The sequence below is a fragment of the Micromonospora sp. M61 genome, from assembly GCF_018070245.1.
In the GTDB taxonomy this organism is placed as follows: Bacteria; Actinomycetota; Actinomycetes; order Mycobacteriales; family Micromonosporaceae; genus Micromonospora; species Micromonospora zamorensis.
Genome location: NZ_JAGPYA010000094.1, coordinates 1 through 15,930 on the forward strand (window position 1 = coordinate 1; position 15,930 = coordinate 15,930).

The following is a 15,930-nucleotide window of genomic DNA, read 5'->3' on the forward strand; positions in this document are numbered from 1 at the left end:
GTGAAGCCGCGCTCGGCGTACGCGGCCGTGACGGCTGCGGCGACCTCGTCGGCTCGGTCCGCCTCGACCAGGGCGAGAACGCAGCCGCCGAAGCCGCCGCCGGTCATCCGGGCACCCAACGCGCCGGCCGCCAACGCCGCCTCGACCGCGGTGTCGATCTCCGGCACGGTGATCTCGAAGTCGTCGCGCATCGAGACGTGCGATGCCGTGAGCAGCGGGCCGATGTCGCGGACCCGGGCGGCGCGGAGCAGCGCCACCGTGTCCAGTACGCGCTGGTCCTCGGTGACCACGTGTCGGACCCGTCGCCGGGTCTCCTCGTCCTCGAGCTGGGCCAGCGCGGCGTCGAGCTGGTCGACGCCCACGTCGCGCAGCGCGGTGACCCCGAGTGCGCTGGCCCCCGCCTCGCAGGAGCGGCGGCGGGCAGCGTACTCACCGTCGGCGTGCCGGTGCGGCGCTCGACTGTCGATGACCAGCACCGCCAGCCCGGCCGCGTCCAGGTCGAAGGGAATCTGCTCGACCGACTCGTCTCGGCAGTCCAGGAAGAGGGCGTGCCCGGCGCGGCAGCGGATCACCGCAGACTGGTCCATGATGCCGGTCGGCGCGCCCACGTAGACGTTCTCCGCCCGCTGCGCCAGCCGGGGTTGCAGCTCGGGGGAGAGCTCCAGTCCGCCGAGGTCGAGCAGGGCGGCCAGCACGGCCGACTCCAGTGCCGCCGAGGAGGAGAGACCGGAGCCCAGCGGCACGTCCGAGGCGATCGCCAGCCGGGCACCCGGCACCGGGTGGCCGGCCTCGCGGAGCGCCCAGACCACCCCGGCGACGTACGCGCCCCAGCCGGTCACCCGACCCGGCTCGGCGATGTCGTCCGCGCCGAAGGTGATCGTCTCGCCGGACAGCTCGGACCAGACCGTCCACTGGTCGCCGTCCTGTCGGTCGGCGGCGACCACCGTCAGCAGCGGCAGCGCGAAGGGCAGCACGAACCCTTCGTTGTAGTCGGTGTGCTCGCCGATCAGGTTGACCCGGCCGGGAGCCGCCCAGCGGCCGGTGGCCTTGCCGCCGTACTGCTTGGTGAAACCCTCGGCGGCCCGCTCGGCGACGTCGCCGGTGGGGTTGGTCATGACTGCTCCAGGACGTGCGCGCGGTAGAACGACCAGGCGTCGCCGACCATGTCGTGCAGGGTCGGCTTCTCGGGCACCCAGCCCAGCTCGTCGCGGGCCAGCGCGGAGGAGGCGACCAGCTCGGCGGGGTCGCCCTCGCGGCGCGGCGCGACCTCGACCGGTACGGGTTGCCCGGTGACCTCGCGGACCACGTCGACCACCTGGCGGTTGCTGAAGCCGTTGCCGTTGCCGAGGTTGTAGATGCGGTGCTGGCCCGCGGTGGCGGCGCCCAACGCCAGCAGGTGTGCCCGGGCGAGGTCGGCGACGTGGATGTAGTCGCGGACGCAGGTGCCGTCGACGGTGGGGTAGTCGTCGCCGAAGAGCTGGAGCTTCTCCCGCCGGCCGGCGGCGACCTCCAACGCGATCGGAATGAGGTGTGTCTCCGGGTCGTGCCGCTCGCCGAGCGAGACGTCACCGTCGAGGTGGGCGCCGGCCACGTTGAAGTAGCGCAGCGAGACGGCGGCCAGCCCGTGTGCGACGGCCTCCGAGGTGAGCGCCATGTCGGCGGCGAGCTTGGTGGCGCCGTACGTGTTGGTGGGTGCCTTGACCGCGGTCTCGCCGATGGGCAGCTCGGTGGGGTTGCCGTAGACGGCGGCGGTGGAGGAGAAGACCATCCGGGGCACCCCGGCGGCCCGGACCGCGTCGATCAGGGCGAGCGTGCCGACGGTGTTGTTCTGCCAGTACAGCTCCGGCTTGACCATCGACTCCCCGGCGGCGATCAGGGCGGCGAAGTGCAGCACCCCGTCGAAGCCGGCGTCCGGGGTGACGATGCGGGCGGCGTCGTGGATGGACGCCTGCACGTGGGTGGCGTCCGGCGCGAGCGCCTCGCGGTAACCGGTGCGCAGGTCGTCCAGGACGACGACCTGGTGGCCCGCGTCGAGCAGCATCCGGGTCACCACGCTGCCGATGAAGCCGGCGCCCCCGGTGACGAGCAGTTTCACGTCGTTGCCTCCTGCCTGGCCCGCCCGGGACGTGGCCCTTCGTGATCACCCTAAGACGACGGCCGGCACCGTCGCCGACGCCGTCCTCATCCCCATCCCATCATAATCTCTCACGATTAAACAGAGCCGAACATCTGTGGTCCGCGCCGCGTGATCCCCCGGTGCGACGGGCCAAGGGTGTCTACCATCTCTGTCATGCGGGAAGCGGCCCGTACCGGGCTCCGGCGACGCGTGCGGGTGCCGCCCCGCCGCGACCCCGGGCCGCTCGCCCGGGCCGTCGCCCGGGTGCTGGTCCGCGCTGCCGATGGTGCCACCCGACTCGTCACCGATCTGCTCGGGGCGGGCCCGGCAGCTGGCCGGGAGCGCATCTCCGAAGCCGAACTGCGGGACCTGGTCGCTGCGAACACGGTGCTCGACCCGGACGAGCGGCACATCATCGACGAGGTCCTGGTCGCCGGTGCCAGCCTGATCCGCGAGGTGATGATGCCGCGCACCGAGGTGGTCTTCCTCCCGGCGCGGCTGACCATCGCCGAGGCCGCCCGGTTGGTCCGCGCCGAGACGCACACCCGTTACCCGGTCACCGACGGCACCCACGACGACGTGGTCGGCTTCGTGCACCTCCGTGACGTGTTGCTGCGCCCGGACGCCGACCCGTGCGTCACCGTCGGTCAGCTGGCCCGGGAGGTGAAGCGGCTCCCCGGCAGCAAGCGGGTACTGCCCGCACTGACCGAGATGCGTCGAGAGGGCCAACACCTGGCCGTGGTGGTCGACGAGTACGGCGGCACCGCCGGGATCGTCACCCTGGAGGACCTCATCGAGGAGCTGATCGGCGAGATCCACGACGAGTACGACGCCACGCCGGACCCGGTGCGCGCCGGCCTGCCCGCCGTGGTGGACGGCCGTCTCAACCTCGCCGACTTCGCCGAACGGACCGGGGTGGCACTGCCCGCCGGCCCGTACGAGACGGTTGGTGGATTCGTGATGGCCGCGCTGGGCCGGCTTCCGGTTGACGGCGACGAGGTCCCGGTGCCCGGTGAACCCGACGAGGGCGACGCGCCCGACCCGGTTGGCACGACGGGCGGCTGCCTGCTGCGGGTGCTCGCGTTGGACGGCCGCAGGGTGGCCCGGCTCGCGGTCTCCGCCGTCCACCCAGCCGAGCAACGCCAAGAGCCCGACAGCGGGCAACGCCACCAGACGGACGCCGGGCAGCGCCACGAGCCGAAGAGCGTGGCGGCTCGGGGCGGCGGCTCCGGGCCGGCGCGGGAGGCCGTGGGCGGACAGCAGCGCCGGGTCGCGGTCGGGCCGACGCGCCGGGTCGGCGCGGGCGAACCACGCGAGGTCAGCAGCCCGACATCGGCGGGCCGCGGCCGACCCGCCGGCCCGTCATGACGGACCCGGTTGGTTGCTGACAGAATTATCGCCATGTCCGACGTTCCCGCCCGCCCCCGCGTCTTCTCCGGTATCCAGCCGACGGCCGACTCGTTCCACCTCGGCAACTACCTGGGCGCGGTGCGGCACTGGGTGGCTCTCCAGGAGACCCACGACGCGTTCTACTGCGTGGTGGACCTGCACGCCATCACCGCGGGGCACGAGCCGGCGCTGCTGCGCCAACGGACCCGGGTGGCCGCCGCCCAGCTCTTCGCGGTCGGGCTCGACCCGGATCGCAGCACCCTGTTCGTGCAGTCGCAGGTGCCCGAGCACCCGCAGCTGGCCTGGGTGCTCGGCTGCATCACCGGCTTCGGTGAGGCCAGTCGGATGACCCAGTTCAAGGACAAGTCGCAGAAGCACGGCAACGACCGGTCCAGCGTCGGGCTGTTCACCTACCCGATCCTGCAGGCCGCCGACATCCTGCTCTACCAGGCCAACGCGGTGCCGGTCGGCGAGGACCAGCGGCAGCACCTGGAGCTTTCCCGGGACCTTGCCCAGCGGTTCAATTCGCTGTTCGGCCAGACGTTCACGATCCCGGCGCCGCACATCGTGAAGGACACCGCCAAGATCACCGACCTTCAGGACCCGACGGCGAAGATGTCCAAGTCGTCGTCCTCGCCGGCCGGCATCATCGACCTCCTGGAAGACCCGGCCCGATCCGCCAAGAAGATCAAGTCGGCGGTCACCGACACCGGTCGCGAGATCGTCTTCGACACCGAGACCAAGCCGGGTGTGTCCAACCTGCTGACCATCCACTCGGCGCTGAGCGGTCGGAGCATCGACGAGCTGGTGGCCGCCTTCGCGGGCCGCGGCTACGGCGACCTGAAGAAGGAGTTGGCCGAGGTCGTCACGGACTTCGTCCGCCCCATCCAGGAGCGCACCCGCGGCTACCTCGACGACCCGGCGCAGCTGGACAAGCTGCTCGCCAGCGGCGCGGAGAAGGCCCGCGCGGTGGCTGCGACGACCCTGCGGTCCGCGTACGAGCGGGTGGGTTTCTTCCCGCCCGTTCGTGGCGAGTAGCTCGCGGGACAGGTGGACGGGTCGGTGGCCGGAGGGGCGGCGCGAAGCGTGGATCGCAGTGGCGGGGTTTCGCCGACCGGCGACACCATCCAGATCGGCATCGCGGTGGACATTCCCGAGCCGTGGGGTGCCCAGCTCACCCGGCGGCGCGTCGAGGCCGGCGACCCGCTCGCGGTGCCCGCGCACGTGACGTTGCTCGGGCCCACCGAGATCCAGACGGCCAACCTGCCCGCTGTCGAGCGGCACCTGGCCGCCGTCGCCGCCGGGCACCTGCCGTTCGCGCTGCACCTGCGGGGCACCGGCACGTTCCGTCCGGTCACCCAGGTGGTGTTCGTCGCGGTCGCCGCCGGGATCAGCGAGTGCGAACTGCTGGCCGCCGCGATCGCCGCGGCACCAGGTCTACAACGGCAGGCGCGCTTCCCGTACCATCCGCACGTCACCGTGGCGCAGGACGTGCCGCCGGAGGCCCTGGACAAGGTGTACGAGGACCTGGCCGACTTCTCCGCGATGTTCGAGGTCGACGCGTTCACCCTCTTCTCGCACAGCGGGGAGGCCCGGTGGCAGCCGCGTCGGGACTTCCGCCTCGGCGACTGAGCCGTCGGCGACGCGCCGATCGGTGAGCTTCGGGAGCCGGTTGCCACGACGGCGGTGGGAGATCGGCGAGGATGATCGCGTGAACGTGATCGGCCGCATCGAGGCGGGCATCGACCGCTGGGTGAGCGCCGCGCGCCGCCGGTCGGGCCTCTTCGACCACGTCTGGCGGGCCGGCGCCCTGTACGCCGACGTGCTGGCCGGGCGGTTGGCCGCAGCGATCGCCTACTACGGCTTCTTCGCGGTGTTCGCTCTCGCCCTGGTCGCGTACTCCATCTTCGGCGCGATCCTTGAGGACAACGACGAGGTCAGCGCGGCGGCGGCCGACTTCCTCAAGGAGAATCTGCCGTTCCTGGACGCCGAGCAGATCGCCAACTCCAGCGGCACGGTCGGTGTGGTCGGCCTGGTCATCCTGGTCTTCACCGGGATCGGCTGGGTGGAGGCGATCCGGTCCTCGCAGCGGTTGATGTACTCACTCAACCAGCAGCCGGGCAACCTGGTGATCCGGCGGCTGGTCGACCTGGGCGTGATGATCGGCATCTTCGTGCTGCTGGGCGTATCGGTCGCGGCGGTGGACGCGTTGGAGTCGGTGCTGCGGTTCCTGTTGCGCAGCACCGGGTCGGTCGGTCTGACCACGATCAGCGCGGTGCTCAGCGTGCTGGTCAACGCGGTGCTCGCCACCGCGTTGCTCCTCGCGGTGCCCCGGCTGCGGATGAGCCGGTCCCGGCTTCGTCCGGTGGTGCTGCTGGTGGCGATCGGCATCACGCTGTTGAACACGGTCGGGCGCTACTACGTGGTGCGTACCGAGCGGAATCCGGCGTACACCGTTGTGGCTGGCGCCGTTGGTCTGCTGCTCTACCTCTACCTGCTCAATCAGCTGGTGTTGTTCGGCGCGGCGCTGCTCGCGACCAGTTCGAACGGGCGGGTGGTGGACCTGGCGGAGGCCGCCGCCCCGCCCAAACCGGCCGACGAGGACACCGACCCCGGTACGCCGGGCGGTGGGGGCTGATGACGGAAGGTGCCCACGTGCTGATCTCGGTCGACCCGGACTCGTCGGTGCCCCCGTACGAGCAGGTACGCGGGCAGCTCGCCGAGATGATCGGCGACGGCCGGTTGCCGGTCGGCAGCCGCCTGCCCACCGTCCGGCAGCTCGCCGCCGACCTGAGGCTGGCCGCGAACACGGTGGCCCGGGCGTACCGGGGGTTGGAGGTGGCCGGGCTGCTGGAGACCCGGGGGCGCAACGGCACCTTCGTCGCCCCTGGCCGGGACGACGCCGTCGACCGGTTGCAGCGGGCGGCGGCCGGGTACGCGGCCGAGGCGGCTCGGCTCGGCGTGGCGCCGGCCACCGCGCTCGCTCTGGTCCGTGCCGCCCTGGACGCCGCCCGCCCCGGCTGACCGGCCGCTGATCGACCGCCGGACGGGCGGTAACTGAGCCGAAAGGCATCGTGGCTCGCGTTTGCGGACCATGATGAGCCGGTGGGCGCACTCATGACACTGGACCTGCCGGCGGACTCACCGCTTCTCGGCCTGCCGTGGATCATCACCTTCGGTCCGCTCGGTGACCTCGATGAGTGGGAGCCGGTGGTCTGCGGGCCGTACGAGCGGCCGCACGCGTTGGCGCTGGCCGAGGCGGTGGTGGCCGAGGAGCAGCTGATGGCCGTGGTGGAGCCGCTGCTGCCGGCGCTGTCGGCCGACGAGATCCGCAGTGAGATCGCCGCTGCGCAGGTCGCCGCCGAAGACGAGGCCCGCCAGGTGGAGGGGGCCGACCTCTACGGTGACTTCGAGGACGTGATCGACGAGGAGTTGGACGCCGCCGCCGACGAGGCGGGGCACGGCGAACCCGTGGAGCCGCCGGACGAGGCCGAGGTGCGCGCCGGCTTCACCCGGATCGCGGCGCTGCTCACTGCGAAGTGACCCCGGGAACGGTCAGCGGGTCGCGGCGACCCCCGGGACGGTCAGCGGGTCGTGGCGACTCCCGGGAGACGGTCAGCGGGTCGGTGCCGAGTCCAGCACGCAGAACTCGTTGCCCTCGGGGTCGGCGAGCACCGTGAACTGTTCGGATCCGGTCTGACCGATGTCGACATGGCGTGCGCCGAGGTCGATCAGGCGCCGTACCTCGGTCTGCGGGTCGGTGTCGGCGACCAGATCGAGGTGCAGACGGTTCTTGCCCCGCTTGCCGGTGCCGGAGCCCTGCAACCAGAGGGTGGGCGCCGTGGCGGACGGGCCGCCCGGGGGCCACAGCTTGGCGCTGCCGTCGTCGCCCTGCTCGATGTCGTAGCCGAGGGCCGCCGACCAGAACGACACCATCAGGTCAATGTCCTCGACGTCTAGTGTGCACTGCGCAATCCGTACGCCCATGGGTTTCCGGTACCCACGGCGGCGGCGGTGAACACGCCGGGCCCGGACGGACACCGGCGCCACGCGGAGCGGACTCCGCGTGGCGCCAGCGCCACCTCACCCCCCACCACAAGGGGTTGGTAGCCCAGTCGCCCGTTGGCGCGGGGCACGACGGACGACCAGGTCGAAAACGAGTTACCCGCTCAGCGCCGTTCCAACCAGGCTGCCGCGTCGACCGGCAGCAGGTGACCGGAGTCCTGCTCGGTGAGCGTGTCGCTGGCGACGAGCGGCTGACCGTACCCGTCGATCAGGACCGGCGCGCCGCTGAGGTTGACCACGCAGGTCAGCACGGTTTCGCCGGCGGTGCGGGAGAAGGCGAGCACGTCCGGCCCGCTCTCCAGCCAGGTGACCCCGCCGGCGTCGACAGCCAGCGCCGGGTGGTCGCGGCGGATTCGCAGCGCGGTCCGGTACAGCTCCAGCGTCGAGCCGGGTACGCCGCTCTGCGCGTCGACGGAGAGGGCCCGCCAGGTGGCGGGGGTGGGCAGCCAGCTCGCCTCGCTGCCGGCCGGTCCGAAGCCGTACGGGGCCAGGTCGCCGCTCCACGGGAGTGGCACCCGGCAACCGTCGCGGCTCTCGCCGGTGCGCAGGAACGCGGGGTCCTGGCGCAGCTCGTCGGGAAGGTCGAGGACCTCGGGCAGGCCCAGTTCCTCACCCTGGTAGAGGTAGGCGCTGCCGGGCAGGGCGAGCATCAGCAGGCTGGCGGCGCGGGCTCGGCGCAACCCCTCGACGCCGTCGCCGTAGCGGGTGACGTGTCGCTGCTTGTCGTGGTTGGAGAGCACCCAGGTGGTCGGTGCGCCGACCACCGTCGACTCGGTCAACGCGGTGTCGATCACCTTGCGGAACGAGTCGGCCGTCCAGGTGGCGTCGAGGAAGTCGAAGCTGAACGCCTGGTGCAGCTCGTCCGGGCCGACGTAGCGGGCGAGCCGTTGCGGGGTCTCGGCCCACGCCTCGGCGACCGCCATCCGACCGCCGGGGTAGCTGTCCAGGATGGGCCGCCAGGCACGGTAGATCTCGTGCACCTCGTCCTGGTCGAAGTAGGGCAGCCGGCCCTTTCCGAGCAGTTCGACCTGGCGCTGGCCGGTGGTCATCGTGCTGAAGCCAACGTCCGGCAGCCCGTCCGCCTTGATCATGCCGTGTGCCACGTCGACGCGGAACCCGTCCACGCCCCGGTCCAGCCAGAACCGCAGCACGTCCTCGAACTCGGCGCGGACCTCCGGGTGCCGCCAGTTCAGGTCCGGTTGGGCCGGGTCGAACAGGTGCAGGTACCACTGACCGTCGGCGGTCCGGGTCCAGGCCGCGCCGCCGAAGATGCTCTCCCAGTCGTTCGGGGGCAGCTCGCCGTGCGGGCCCTGGCCGTCGGCGAAGAGGTAGCGGGCCCGCTCCGGCGAGCCGGGGCCGGCGGCGAGGGCGGCGGTGAACCAGCGGTGCGCGCTGGAGGTGTGGTTGGGCACCAGGTCGACGATGATCCGCAGGTCGAGGGTGTGCGCGTCGGTGATCATCGCGTCGAAGTCGGCGAGGGTGCCGAACATCGGGTCGACGTCGCGGTAGTCGGCGACGTCGTACCCGCCGTCGATCATCGGGGAGGTGTAGAACGGGGTCAGCCAGAGCGCGTCCACCCCGAGGTCGCGCAGGTACGGCAGGCGTTGCCGGATGCCCTGAAGGTCACCGACGCCGTCGCCGTCACTGTCGGCGAAGCTGCGGACATACACCTGGTAGACGACCGCGGAGCGCCACCAGTCGTCCTCGGTGGTGTGCGGCGGGGTGGTGGTGCTGATCATCCGAGCAATATGCCGGCCCGCCCTTGCAAGAGTCAAGCAGATCTTGCGTAAGACAGTCGTGCGGAAGTCGAAACGACTGCGGTGGAGCCGCGCACCACCAGCTCCGGGCGGAACAGGTACTCCGAGTGCGGGGCGCCGTGCCCGTTGATCTCGTCGACCAGGGCCCGGACGGCGGCGACCGCCATCGCGATGACCGGCTGCCGCATGGTGGTCAGCGGCGGGTCGGTGAAGGCCATCAGCGGTGAGTCGTCGTAGCCGACCACGGAGAGATCGCCGGGCACGCTGAGGCCACGTTGGCGGGCCGCCCGGACCGCTCCGAGAGCCATCAGGTCGGAGCCGCAGACGACGCCGGTGACACCACGGTCGAGCAGTCGACCGGCCGCCGCCTCGCCACCCTCCACACCGAACAACGACAGCTCGGCCAGGGGGCCCAGATCCGATTCGGCGACGCCGGCCAGGCGCGTCATCGCCGAGCGCCAACCGGCCACCTTGCGCTGCACGGGAACGAACCGGTCCGGGCCGGTGATCAGGCCGATCCGCCGGTGCCCGAGCGCGACCAGGTGGGCGACGGCCAGCTCGGCCGCCTCCCGGTCGTCGCAGGAGACGAAGGGTGCGCCGATGCCCGGCACGTACCCGTTGATCATCACGACCGGCAAGGGCCGGGCGAGCAGTGCCCGGTAGCGGTCGTGGTTTGCGGCGGTGTCGGCGTGCAGGCCGGAGACGAAGGCGATCCCGGAGACCTGCCGGTCCAGCAGCATCTCCACGTACTCGTCCTCGGTCACCCCGCCGGCGCTCTGGGTGCAGAGCACCGGCGTGAAACCGCTCTGTGCCAGGGTCGACTCGATGACCTGGGCGAAGGCGGGGAAGATCGGGTTGTCCAGCTCCGGCACCACGAGGCCGACCAGCCCGGCGCTGCGTTTGCGCAGTCGAGCCGGGCGCTCGTAGCCGAGCACGTCGAGGGCGGTCAGGACGGCCTGCCGGGTCTCCGGGGCCACGCCGGGGCGGTCGTTGAGCACCCGCGACACCGTGGCCTCGCTCACTTCGGCCTGCTGGGCGATGTCGGACAGTCGAGCGCGCATGGCGGCACTTTAGCCCACCGGCAAGTTCTTGCGGGGTCCTTTGCAAGCGCTTCCATTACTTGCAACCTCTTGCTAACGTGCCCGCAACATGCGAGAGCAGCGGCGCAGCACCCCTGCGCCGGATGGCAAGAACTTCCAGAGGTTCCCACTGGCGGGCCGCCCTTCCCCCGGCGGACCCGCCATGACGACAGGAGTACCGATGCGCATCCGTACCGCGGGTGTGGTCGCCCTCTTCGCCCTGGCGCTCGCCGCCTCGGGCTGTGGCGGCGACAGCGACGAGCCGGCCGCGAAGGAAACCCCCAAGGCCGCCGGCGGCAAACTGGTGATCTGGGCGGACGACAAGCGCACCGTCGCCCTCAAGCCGTTCGCCGAGAAGTTCGGTCAGGAGAACGGCGTCACCGTCGAGGTCCAGGCCGTCAGCAAGGACCTGCAGACCAACTTCGTCACCGCCTCCCAGCAGGGCAGTGGCCCGGACGTGGTGGTCGGCGCGCACGACTGGATCGGCAACCTCGTGCAGAACGGCGCCATCGACCCCGTGCAGCTCGCCGCCGAGCAGAAGAGCGCGTTCAACGAGACCGCCGTCAAGGCCGTCACCTTCAACGGGCAGCTCTACGGCGTGCCGTACGCGCAGGAGAACCTGGCGCTGATCCGCAACACCGAGCTGGCCCCCGAGGCGCCGAAGACCATCGAGGACCTGGTCGCCTCCGGCAAGAAGCTCAAGGCGGCGAAGAAGGCCACCGAGACGCTCTGCCTCCAGGTCGGCCAGAACGGCGACGCGTACCACATCTACCCGCTCTACAGCTCCGCCGGCGGTTACCTCTTCGGCACCGCGGCCAACGGGGACTACGACCCGAAGGACCTGGGCGTGGGCAAGCCCGAGTCGATCGAGGCCTTCAAGAAGATCGGCGCGCTGGGCGAGAAGGGCGAGGGCGTGCTCAAGCGCTCCATCTCGGACACCAACTCGATCTCCACGTTCACCGGCAAGAAGTGCGCGTACCTGGTCTCCGGCCCGTGGGCGGTTGCCGACGTCAAGAAGGCCAACATCTCCTACGACATCTCGGCCATCCCCGGCTTCGCCGGCGGCAAGGAAGCCCAGCCGTTCGTGGGTGTGCAGGCGTTCTACGTCGCCGCCAAGGGCAAGAACAAGGCGCTGGCCCAGGAGTTCGTGGCCAACTACACCACCACGCCCGAGCTGGCCGTCGCGCTCTACAACGCCGAGCCCCGGCCGCCGGCGCTGACCGCCGCCCTCGACCAGGTCAAGGGCAACGACCCGGATCTGGCCAAGTTCCAGGAGGCCGGTAAGAACGGTCAGGTCCTCCCGGCCATCCCGGCGATGGCCGCGATCTGGGACCCGTTCGGCAAGGCCCAGGCCGCCGTCATCGGCGGGGCCGACCCGACCAGCACCATCACCACCGCCGGCAAGACCATTTCCGGCCAGATCAAGTAATGAGTACGCCGCTGTCCGGCCCGGAGTCCGCCACGCGGACTCCGGGCCGGGAGCCCGCCGGCTCCCCACCTCCGCGCCCACGTGCCTCGCGCTCGCGCGACGACGCCCCGATCACAGTGGCCGGGCTCGCCGGCAAGGTGCTCCTTCTCGGTCTGACCGCCGGCATCGCGGTCTGGGCGGCCTTCCCGCTCATCGCCGCCGAGATGTGGACCGGCCTCGCCCTGCTGGCGGCGTCCACGGTCGGGCTGTTCTACCTGTACCTCACCCGCCGGCACGTCCCGGCCAAGTACCTGGTCCCGGGCACCCTGTTCCTGATCGCCTTCCAGGTCTTCCCGGTGCTCTACACCGCCAGCACCGCCTTCACGAACTTCGGGGACGGGCACCGGGGCAGCAAGGACGACGCGGTCGTCGCGATCCAGACCTCGTCGGTCACCCAGGTGCCGGGGTCCGCCGAATACGCCCTGTCGATCGCCACCAAGGGCGACCCGGCCACCGGTCCGCTGGTCTTCCTGGTCACCGACCCCGGCACCGGCGCGGTCTCCGTCGGCGACACCGGAGGGCTCCGCCAACTCGACGCCGCCGACGTCACGGTCGCCACGGGCGGCAAGGTCACTGCCGCCGACGGCTACACAGTGCTGACCTTCGGCCAGGCCAGCGCCCGCAGCAAGGAGATCACCGACCTGGTGGTCCCGACCGCCGGTGGCGCGGTGCGCTCCAGCGGCCTGTCCCGGGCGTACGAGGGCAAGGCGGTGCGGGCGTACGAGGCTGGCTGCGACTGCGTACGGGACACCGAGACCGGGCGAACCTGGACCGCCGACGAGGAGGCGGGCGCCTTCGTCGCCGCCGACGGCGAGCGGTTGGCCCAGGGCTGGAAGGTCAACGTCGGGCTGAACAACTTCACCCGGGTGCTCACCGACGAGAACATCTCCGGGCCGTTCCTCGGCACCCTGGTCTGGAACTTCGCCTTCGCCATCGGCTCCACCGGTGGGACGTTCCTGCTCGGCACGCTGATCGCGCTCGTCCTGCACTCGCCCCGGATGCGCGGCACCAACTTCTACCGGGTGCTGCTGGTCCTGCCGTACGCCATGCCGTCGTTCGCGATGCTGCTCGCCTGGCGGGACATGTTCAACGCCGACTTCGGCCTGATCAACAGTCTGTTCGGCTTGGACGTGGACTGGTTCGGTCAGGAGTGGACGGCCCGCTTCGCCGTCATCCTCGTGCAACTCTGGCTCGGCTACCCGTACATGTTCCTGGTCGCCACCGGTGCCTTGCAGGCCATCCCGCGTGAGCTCACCGAGGCCACCTCGGTCGACGGGGCGTCGCCCTGGCAGTCCTTCCGCGCGGTCACCCTGCCGCTGCTCCTGGTCGCCCTGTCGCCGCTGCTGATCTCGTCGTTCGCGTTCAACTTCAACAACTTCAACGCGATCTACCTGACCACCGAGGGTGCGCCCTTCCCGGCCGACAACCCTGCCAACGGCGCGACCGACCTGCTGATCACGTACACCTACCGGCTCGCCTTCGGCGGGCAGGGCGCGCAGTTCGGCTTCGCCGCCGCGATCTCGCTGTTCATCTTCGCCATCGTCGCGGTGGTCTCCGCGATCAGCTTCCGCCGGACCCGCAAGCAGGAGGAGGTGTACGGGTGACAACGGTCAACCACATCCGGACCGGTCGGCGGCGTGGCCGCTGGTTGGCCGAGGTCGGCTGGCGGCACGTCGTCGCCGTGCTCGCCGTGCTGTTCAGCCTGTTCCCGATCCTGTTCGTGCTGTCCGCCGCGCTCAACCCGCTCGGCACGCTGTCCACCACCGAGCTGGTGCCCACCGGCGGGGTGTCGCTGGACAACTTCGGCGAGCTGTTCGATCGCACCGCCTTCGGACGGTGGTTCCTCAACTCGTTGCTGATCGCCGGGGTGGCGTCGTTCGCGTCGGTGTTCCTGTCCGCGCTGGCCGCGTACGCCTTCTCGCGGATGCGGTTCCGCGGCCGCCGGGTCGGGCTGCTCTCACTACTGCTGATCCAGATGTTCCCGCAGTTCCTGGCGATCGTGGCGATCTACCTGATCTTCGGCACGATCACCGACCTGTGGCCGTCGATCGGCTTCAACACCCCGTGGGGCCTGCTGCTGCTCTACCTGGGTGGGGCGCTCGGGGTGAACACCTGGCTGATGAAGGGCTTCTTCGACACGCTGCCGCGCGAGCTGGACGAGTCGGCGACCATGGACGGCGCGTCGCACGCCCAGGTCTTCTTCCGGATCATGCTGCCGCTGGTGGCGCCGATCCTGGCGGTGGCCGGGCTGTTGGCCTTCATCGGCACGATCAACGAGTTCCTGATGGCCAACGTGTTCCTCACCAGCAGCGACTCCAAGACTCTCGCAGTCGGGATGTACGGCCTGGTGCAGGGCAACCAGAGCAACAACAACTTCGGGATCTTCGCGGCCGGCACCCTGCTCACCGCCATCCCCACCGTGCTGGTCTTCCAGCTTCTCCAGCGCTACATCGTCTCCGGCCTGACCGCCGGCGCGGTCAAGGGCTGACCGTGCCGCGGCCGGAGTCGACGCGCCGACCGCCAGACCCCCTACTACAAACCGTCGTTGATGGGAGAGGATGGGCGGCGTGGAAGCGCTGCGACTAATCCTCCTCTACGTCCATCTGATCGGCTTCGCCCTGCTGCTCGGCGGATCGATCGCCCAATACATCAGCGGTCGGCTACGGATCAACCCGGCCATGCTCTGGGGGGCGGTGATCCAGTTGTTGACCGGGCTCGGCCTGTCCGCCCCGCTGCGCGACGGGGACGAGCCGGCGCCCGCGAAGCTTGTGACAAAGTTGGTGATCGCGCTGCTGATCTTTGTCATGGTCTTCTTCTCACGGAAGCGGGACGCGGTGAACCGTGGTCATTTCCTGACGATCGTCGGCCTGACCCTGGTCAACGCGGCGGTCGCGGTCTTTTGGCGGTAACGTCCGGGGAGAGGGCCGACCCCGGGAAAACGGACGTTTCGGACGGCACGTCGCTTGCTTACCAGCACGAAGAGTGACGTGCCCCACGCAAGGGTTACACCCGGGTAACAGGCGCTCAACAGTCGTGCACGATTGTCGGCCGGTGGGTGGGCGCGGGCGTACGCTCCCGTCCGTAACGTGGGACAGCCGGCGGCACACCGCAGGTCGGCTGATGGGCTGCCACCGCACTAGGCGCGGTGTGCAATGGGAAGGAGACGTCTTGCGCTCGGTGCGTGGGATGCGGATCGCCTCGATCGTCGCGGCAGGTGGGCTTGTGCTCACCGCCGCCGCTTGTGGCGAGGCCCCCGATGATGACAACAACGCCGGCAGTGGCGGCAAGAAGTTCAGCGCCTGCATGGTGACCGACGTCGGTGGCATCGACGACAAGTCGTTCAACACCTCGGCCTGGAAGGGTCTCGAGGAGGCCAAGGCCGCCAACAGCAACATCGAGACCAAGTTCGTGGCGTCGAAGGCCGAGGCCGACTACGAGCCGAACCTGACGCAGTACGTCAACCAGAAGTGCGACTTCATCCTGGCGGTCGGTGGTCTGATGGCCAACGCCACCTCGAAGATCGCCAAGGCCAACCCGAACCAGGCGTTCGGCATCGTCGACGCCAACCCGGGTGACGCCAACGTCTACCCGATGCAGTTCGACACCGCGCAGGCCGCGTTCCAGGCCGGTTACCTGGCCGCCGGGATGAGCAAGTCCGGCAAGGTGGGCGCGTACGGCGGCCTGCCGATCCCGCCGGTGACCATCTTCATGGATGGCTTCGTCGACGGCGTGGCGTACTACAACAAGACCAAGGGCAAGAACGTCCAGGCGCTGGGTTGGAACAAGGAGACCCAGAAGGGCTCCTTCACCAACGACTTCGCCAAGCAGGACGAGGGCAAGAAGGTCTCCGACGCGCTGGTCGCCCAGGGTGCGGACATCATCATGCCGGTCGCCGGTGGCGCAGGCCTCGGCACCACCGCCGCGGCCAAGGCCCGGCGTCCAAGCCGGAGCCGGAGCAGAAGCCGAGTCTGGGCCGGTTGTTCATGGACAACCTCTGGGCGGCCAACACCTTCACGGTGACCCTGCTGTCGCTGGTGCTGGCGATCGTGGTCGGCG

General features: G+C 70.4%; 14 protein-coding genes and 2 pseudogenes. 11 read left to right on the forward strand and 5 right to left on the reverse strand.

All coding sequences use genetic code 11. The features are described 5' to 3' along the window. Window positions 1-1,115, reverse strand: a 1,115-nt coding sequence (gene galK, locus KBX34_RS31330) for a galactokinase (RefSeq protein WP_210928649.1), incomplete at its 3' end; no start/stop codon positions are given. Then, window positions 1,112-2,041 carry a UDP-glucose 4-epimerase GalE gene (galE, locus tag KBX34_RS31335; RefSeq protein WP_247672456.1) on the reverse strand — a complete coding sequence of 310 codons (930 nt, stop codon included), beginning with the start codon at window positions 2,039-2,041 and terminating at the stop codon, window positions 1,112-1,114. The genes galK and galE, both read right to left, overlap by 4 nt. A gap of 249 nt (window positions 2,042-2,290) precedes the next feature. On the opposite strand from galE, the pseudogene KBX34_RS31340 reads away from it, so the two are divergent. The 6 genes and pseudogenes from KBX34_RS31340 to KBX34_RS31365 form a co-directional block, all read left to right on the forward strand. Beyond that, window positions 2,291-3,301: pseudogene (locus tag KBX34_RS31340) on the forward strand (hemolysin family protein); the annotation flags it as partial. A gap of 216 nt (window positions 3,302-3,517) precedes the next feature. Beyond that, complete coding sequence (gene trpS / locus KBX34_RS31345; protein ID WP_210928652.1) at window positions 3,518-4,543, forward strand: tryptophan--tRNA ligase; 1,026 nt, start codon at window positions 3,518-3,520, stop codon at window positions 4,541-4,543. Between the two features lie 24 nt (window positions 4,544-4,567). Beyond that, entirely contained in the window at window positions 4,568-5,137 is a 570-nt protein-coding gene (locus KBX34_RS31350) for a 2'-5' RNA ligase family protein (protein ID WP_172862155.1), read from the forward strand. 79 nt (window positions 5,138-5,216) lie between these two features. Continuing rightward, on the forward strand, window positions 5,217-6,143 hold the full coding sequence (locus KBX34_RS31355; RefSeq protein ID WP_099850398.1) for a YhjD/YihY/BrkB family envelope integrity protein: 927 nt from the start codon (window positions 5,217-5,219) through the stop codon (window positions 6,141-6,143). After that, entirely contained in the window at window positions 6,143-6,529 is a 387-nt protein-coding gene (locus tag KBX34_RS31360) for a GntR family transcriptional regulator (RefSeq protein WP_210928654.1), read from the forward strand. Before KBX34_RS31355 ends, KBX34_RS31360 begins: the two co-directional genes overlap by 1 nt. An 81-nt stretch (window positions 6,530-6,610) precedes the next feature. Continuing rightward, window positions 6,611-7,048 (forward strand): hypothetical protein, encoded by a 438-nt coding sequence (locus KBX34_RS31365; protein ID WP_030486628.1) that lies wholly within the window; start codon window positions 6,611-6,613, stop codon window positions 7,046-7,048. A gap of 72 nt (window positions 7,049-7,120) precedes the next feature. On the opposite strand, the gene KBX34_RS31370 is transcribed toward KBX34_RS31365, so the two are convergent. The 3 genes from KBX34_RS31370 to KBX34_RS31380 form a co-directional block, all read right to left on the reverse strand. Then, complete coding sequence (locus KBX34_RS31370; protein WP_088951437.1) at window positions 7,121-7,492, reverse strand: VOC family protein; 372 nt, start codon at window positions 7,490-7,492, stop codon at window positions 7,121-7,123. A gap of 182 nt (window positions 7,493-7,674) precedes the next feature. Then, the gene (locus tag KBX34_RS31375; RefSeq protein ID WP_210928655.1) at window positions 7,675-9,309 is read right to left on the reverse strand and encodes a glycoside hydrolase family 13 protein; all 1,635 of its coding nucleotides are present in this window, start codon (window positions 9,307-9,309) and stop codon (window positions 7,675-7,677) included. 32 nt (window positions 9,310-9,341) lie between these two features. Beyond that, window positions 9,342-10,388, reverse strand: coding sequence for a LacI family DNA-binding transcriptional regulator (locus KBX34_RS31380; RefSeq protein WP_141907846.1), 1,047 nt, complete (start codon window positions 10,386-10,388; stop codon window positions 9,342-9,344). A 199-nt stretch (window positions 10,389-10,587) separates the two neighbouring features. Here KBX34_RS31380 and KBX34_RS31385 point away from each other — a divergent pair, with 199 nt between their 5' ends. The 5 genes and pseudogenes from KBX34_RS31385 to KBX34_RS31405 form a co-directional block, all read left to right on the forward strand. Further along, on the forward strand, window positions 10,588-11,835 hold the full coding sequence (locus KBX34_RS31385) for a maltose ABC transporter substrate-binding protein (RefSeq protein WP_210795408.1): 1,248 nt from the start codon (window positions 10,588-10,590) through the stop codon (window positions 11,833-11,835). Next, window positions 11,835-13,478 carry an ABC transporter permease subunit gene (locus KBX34_RS31390; protein WP_099850410.1) on the forward strand — a complete coding sequence of 548 codons (1,644 nt, stop codon included), beginning with the start codon at window positions 11,835-11,837 and terminating at the stop codon, window positions 13,476-13,478. Before KBX34_RS31385 ends, KBX34_RS31390 begins: the two co-directional genes overlap by 1 nt. Then, entirely contained in the window at window positions 13,475-14,362 is an 888-nt protein-coding gene (locus tag KBX34_RS31395; RefSeq protein WP_088951442.1) for a sugar ABC transporter permease, read from the forward strand. The genes KBX34_RS31390 and KBX34_RS31395 overlap by 4 nt, the downstream gene beginning before the upstream one ends. Before the next feature lie 79 nt (window positions 14,363-14,441). Continuing rightward, window positions 14,442-14,783: a hypothetical protein gene (locus KBX34_RS31400; protein ID WP_210795406.1), complete on the forward strand. Its 342-nt coding sequence runs from the start codon at window positions 14,442-14,444 to the stop codon at window positions 14,781-14,783. A 277-nt stretch (window positions 14,784-15,060) separates the two neighbouring features. After that, window positions 15,061-15,807: pseudogene (locus tag KBX34_RS31405) on the forward strand (BMP family ABC transporter substrate-binding protein); the annotation flags it as partial. Window positions 15,808-15,930: the final 123 nt, after the last annotated feature.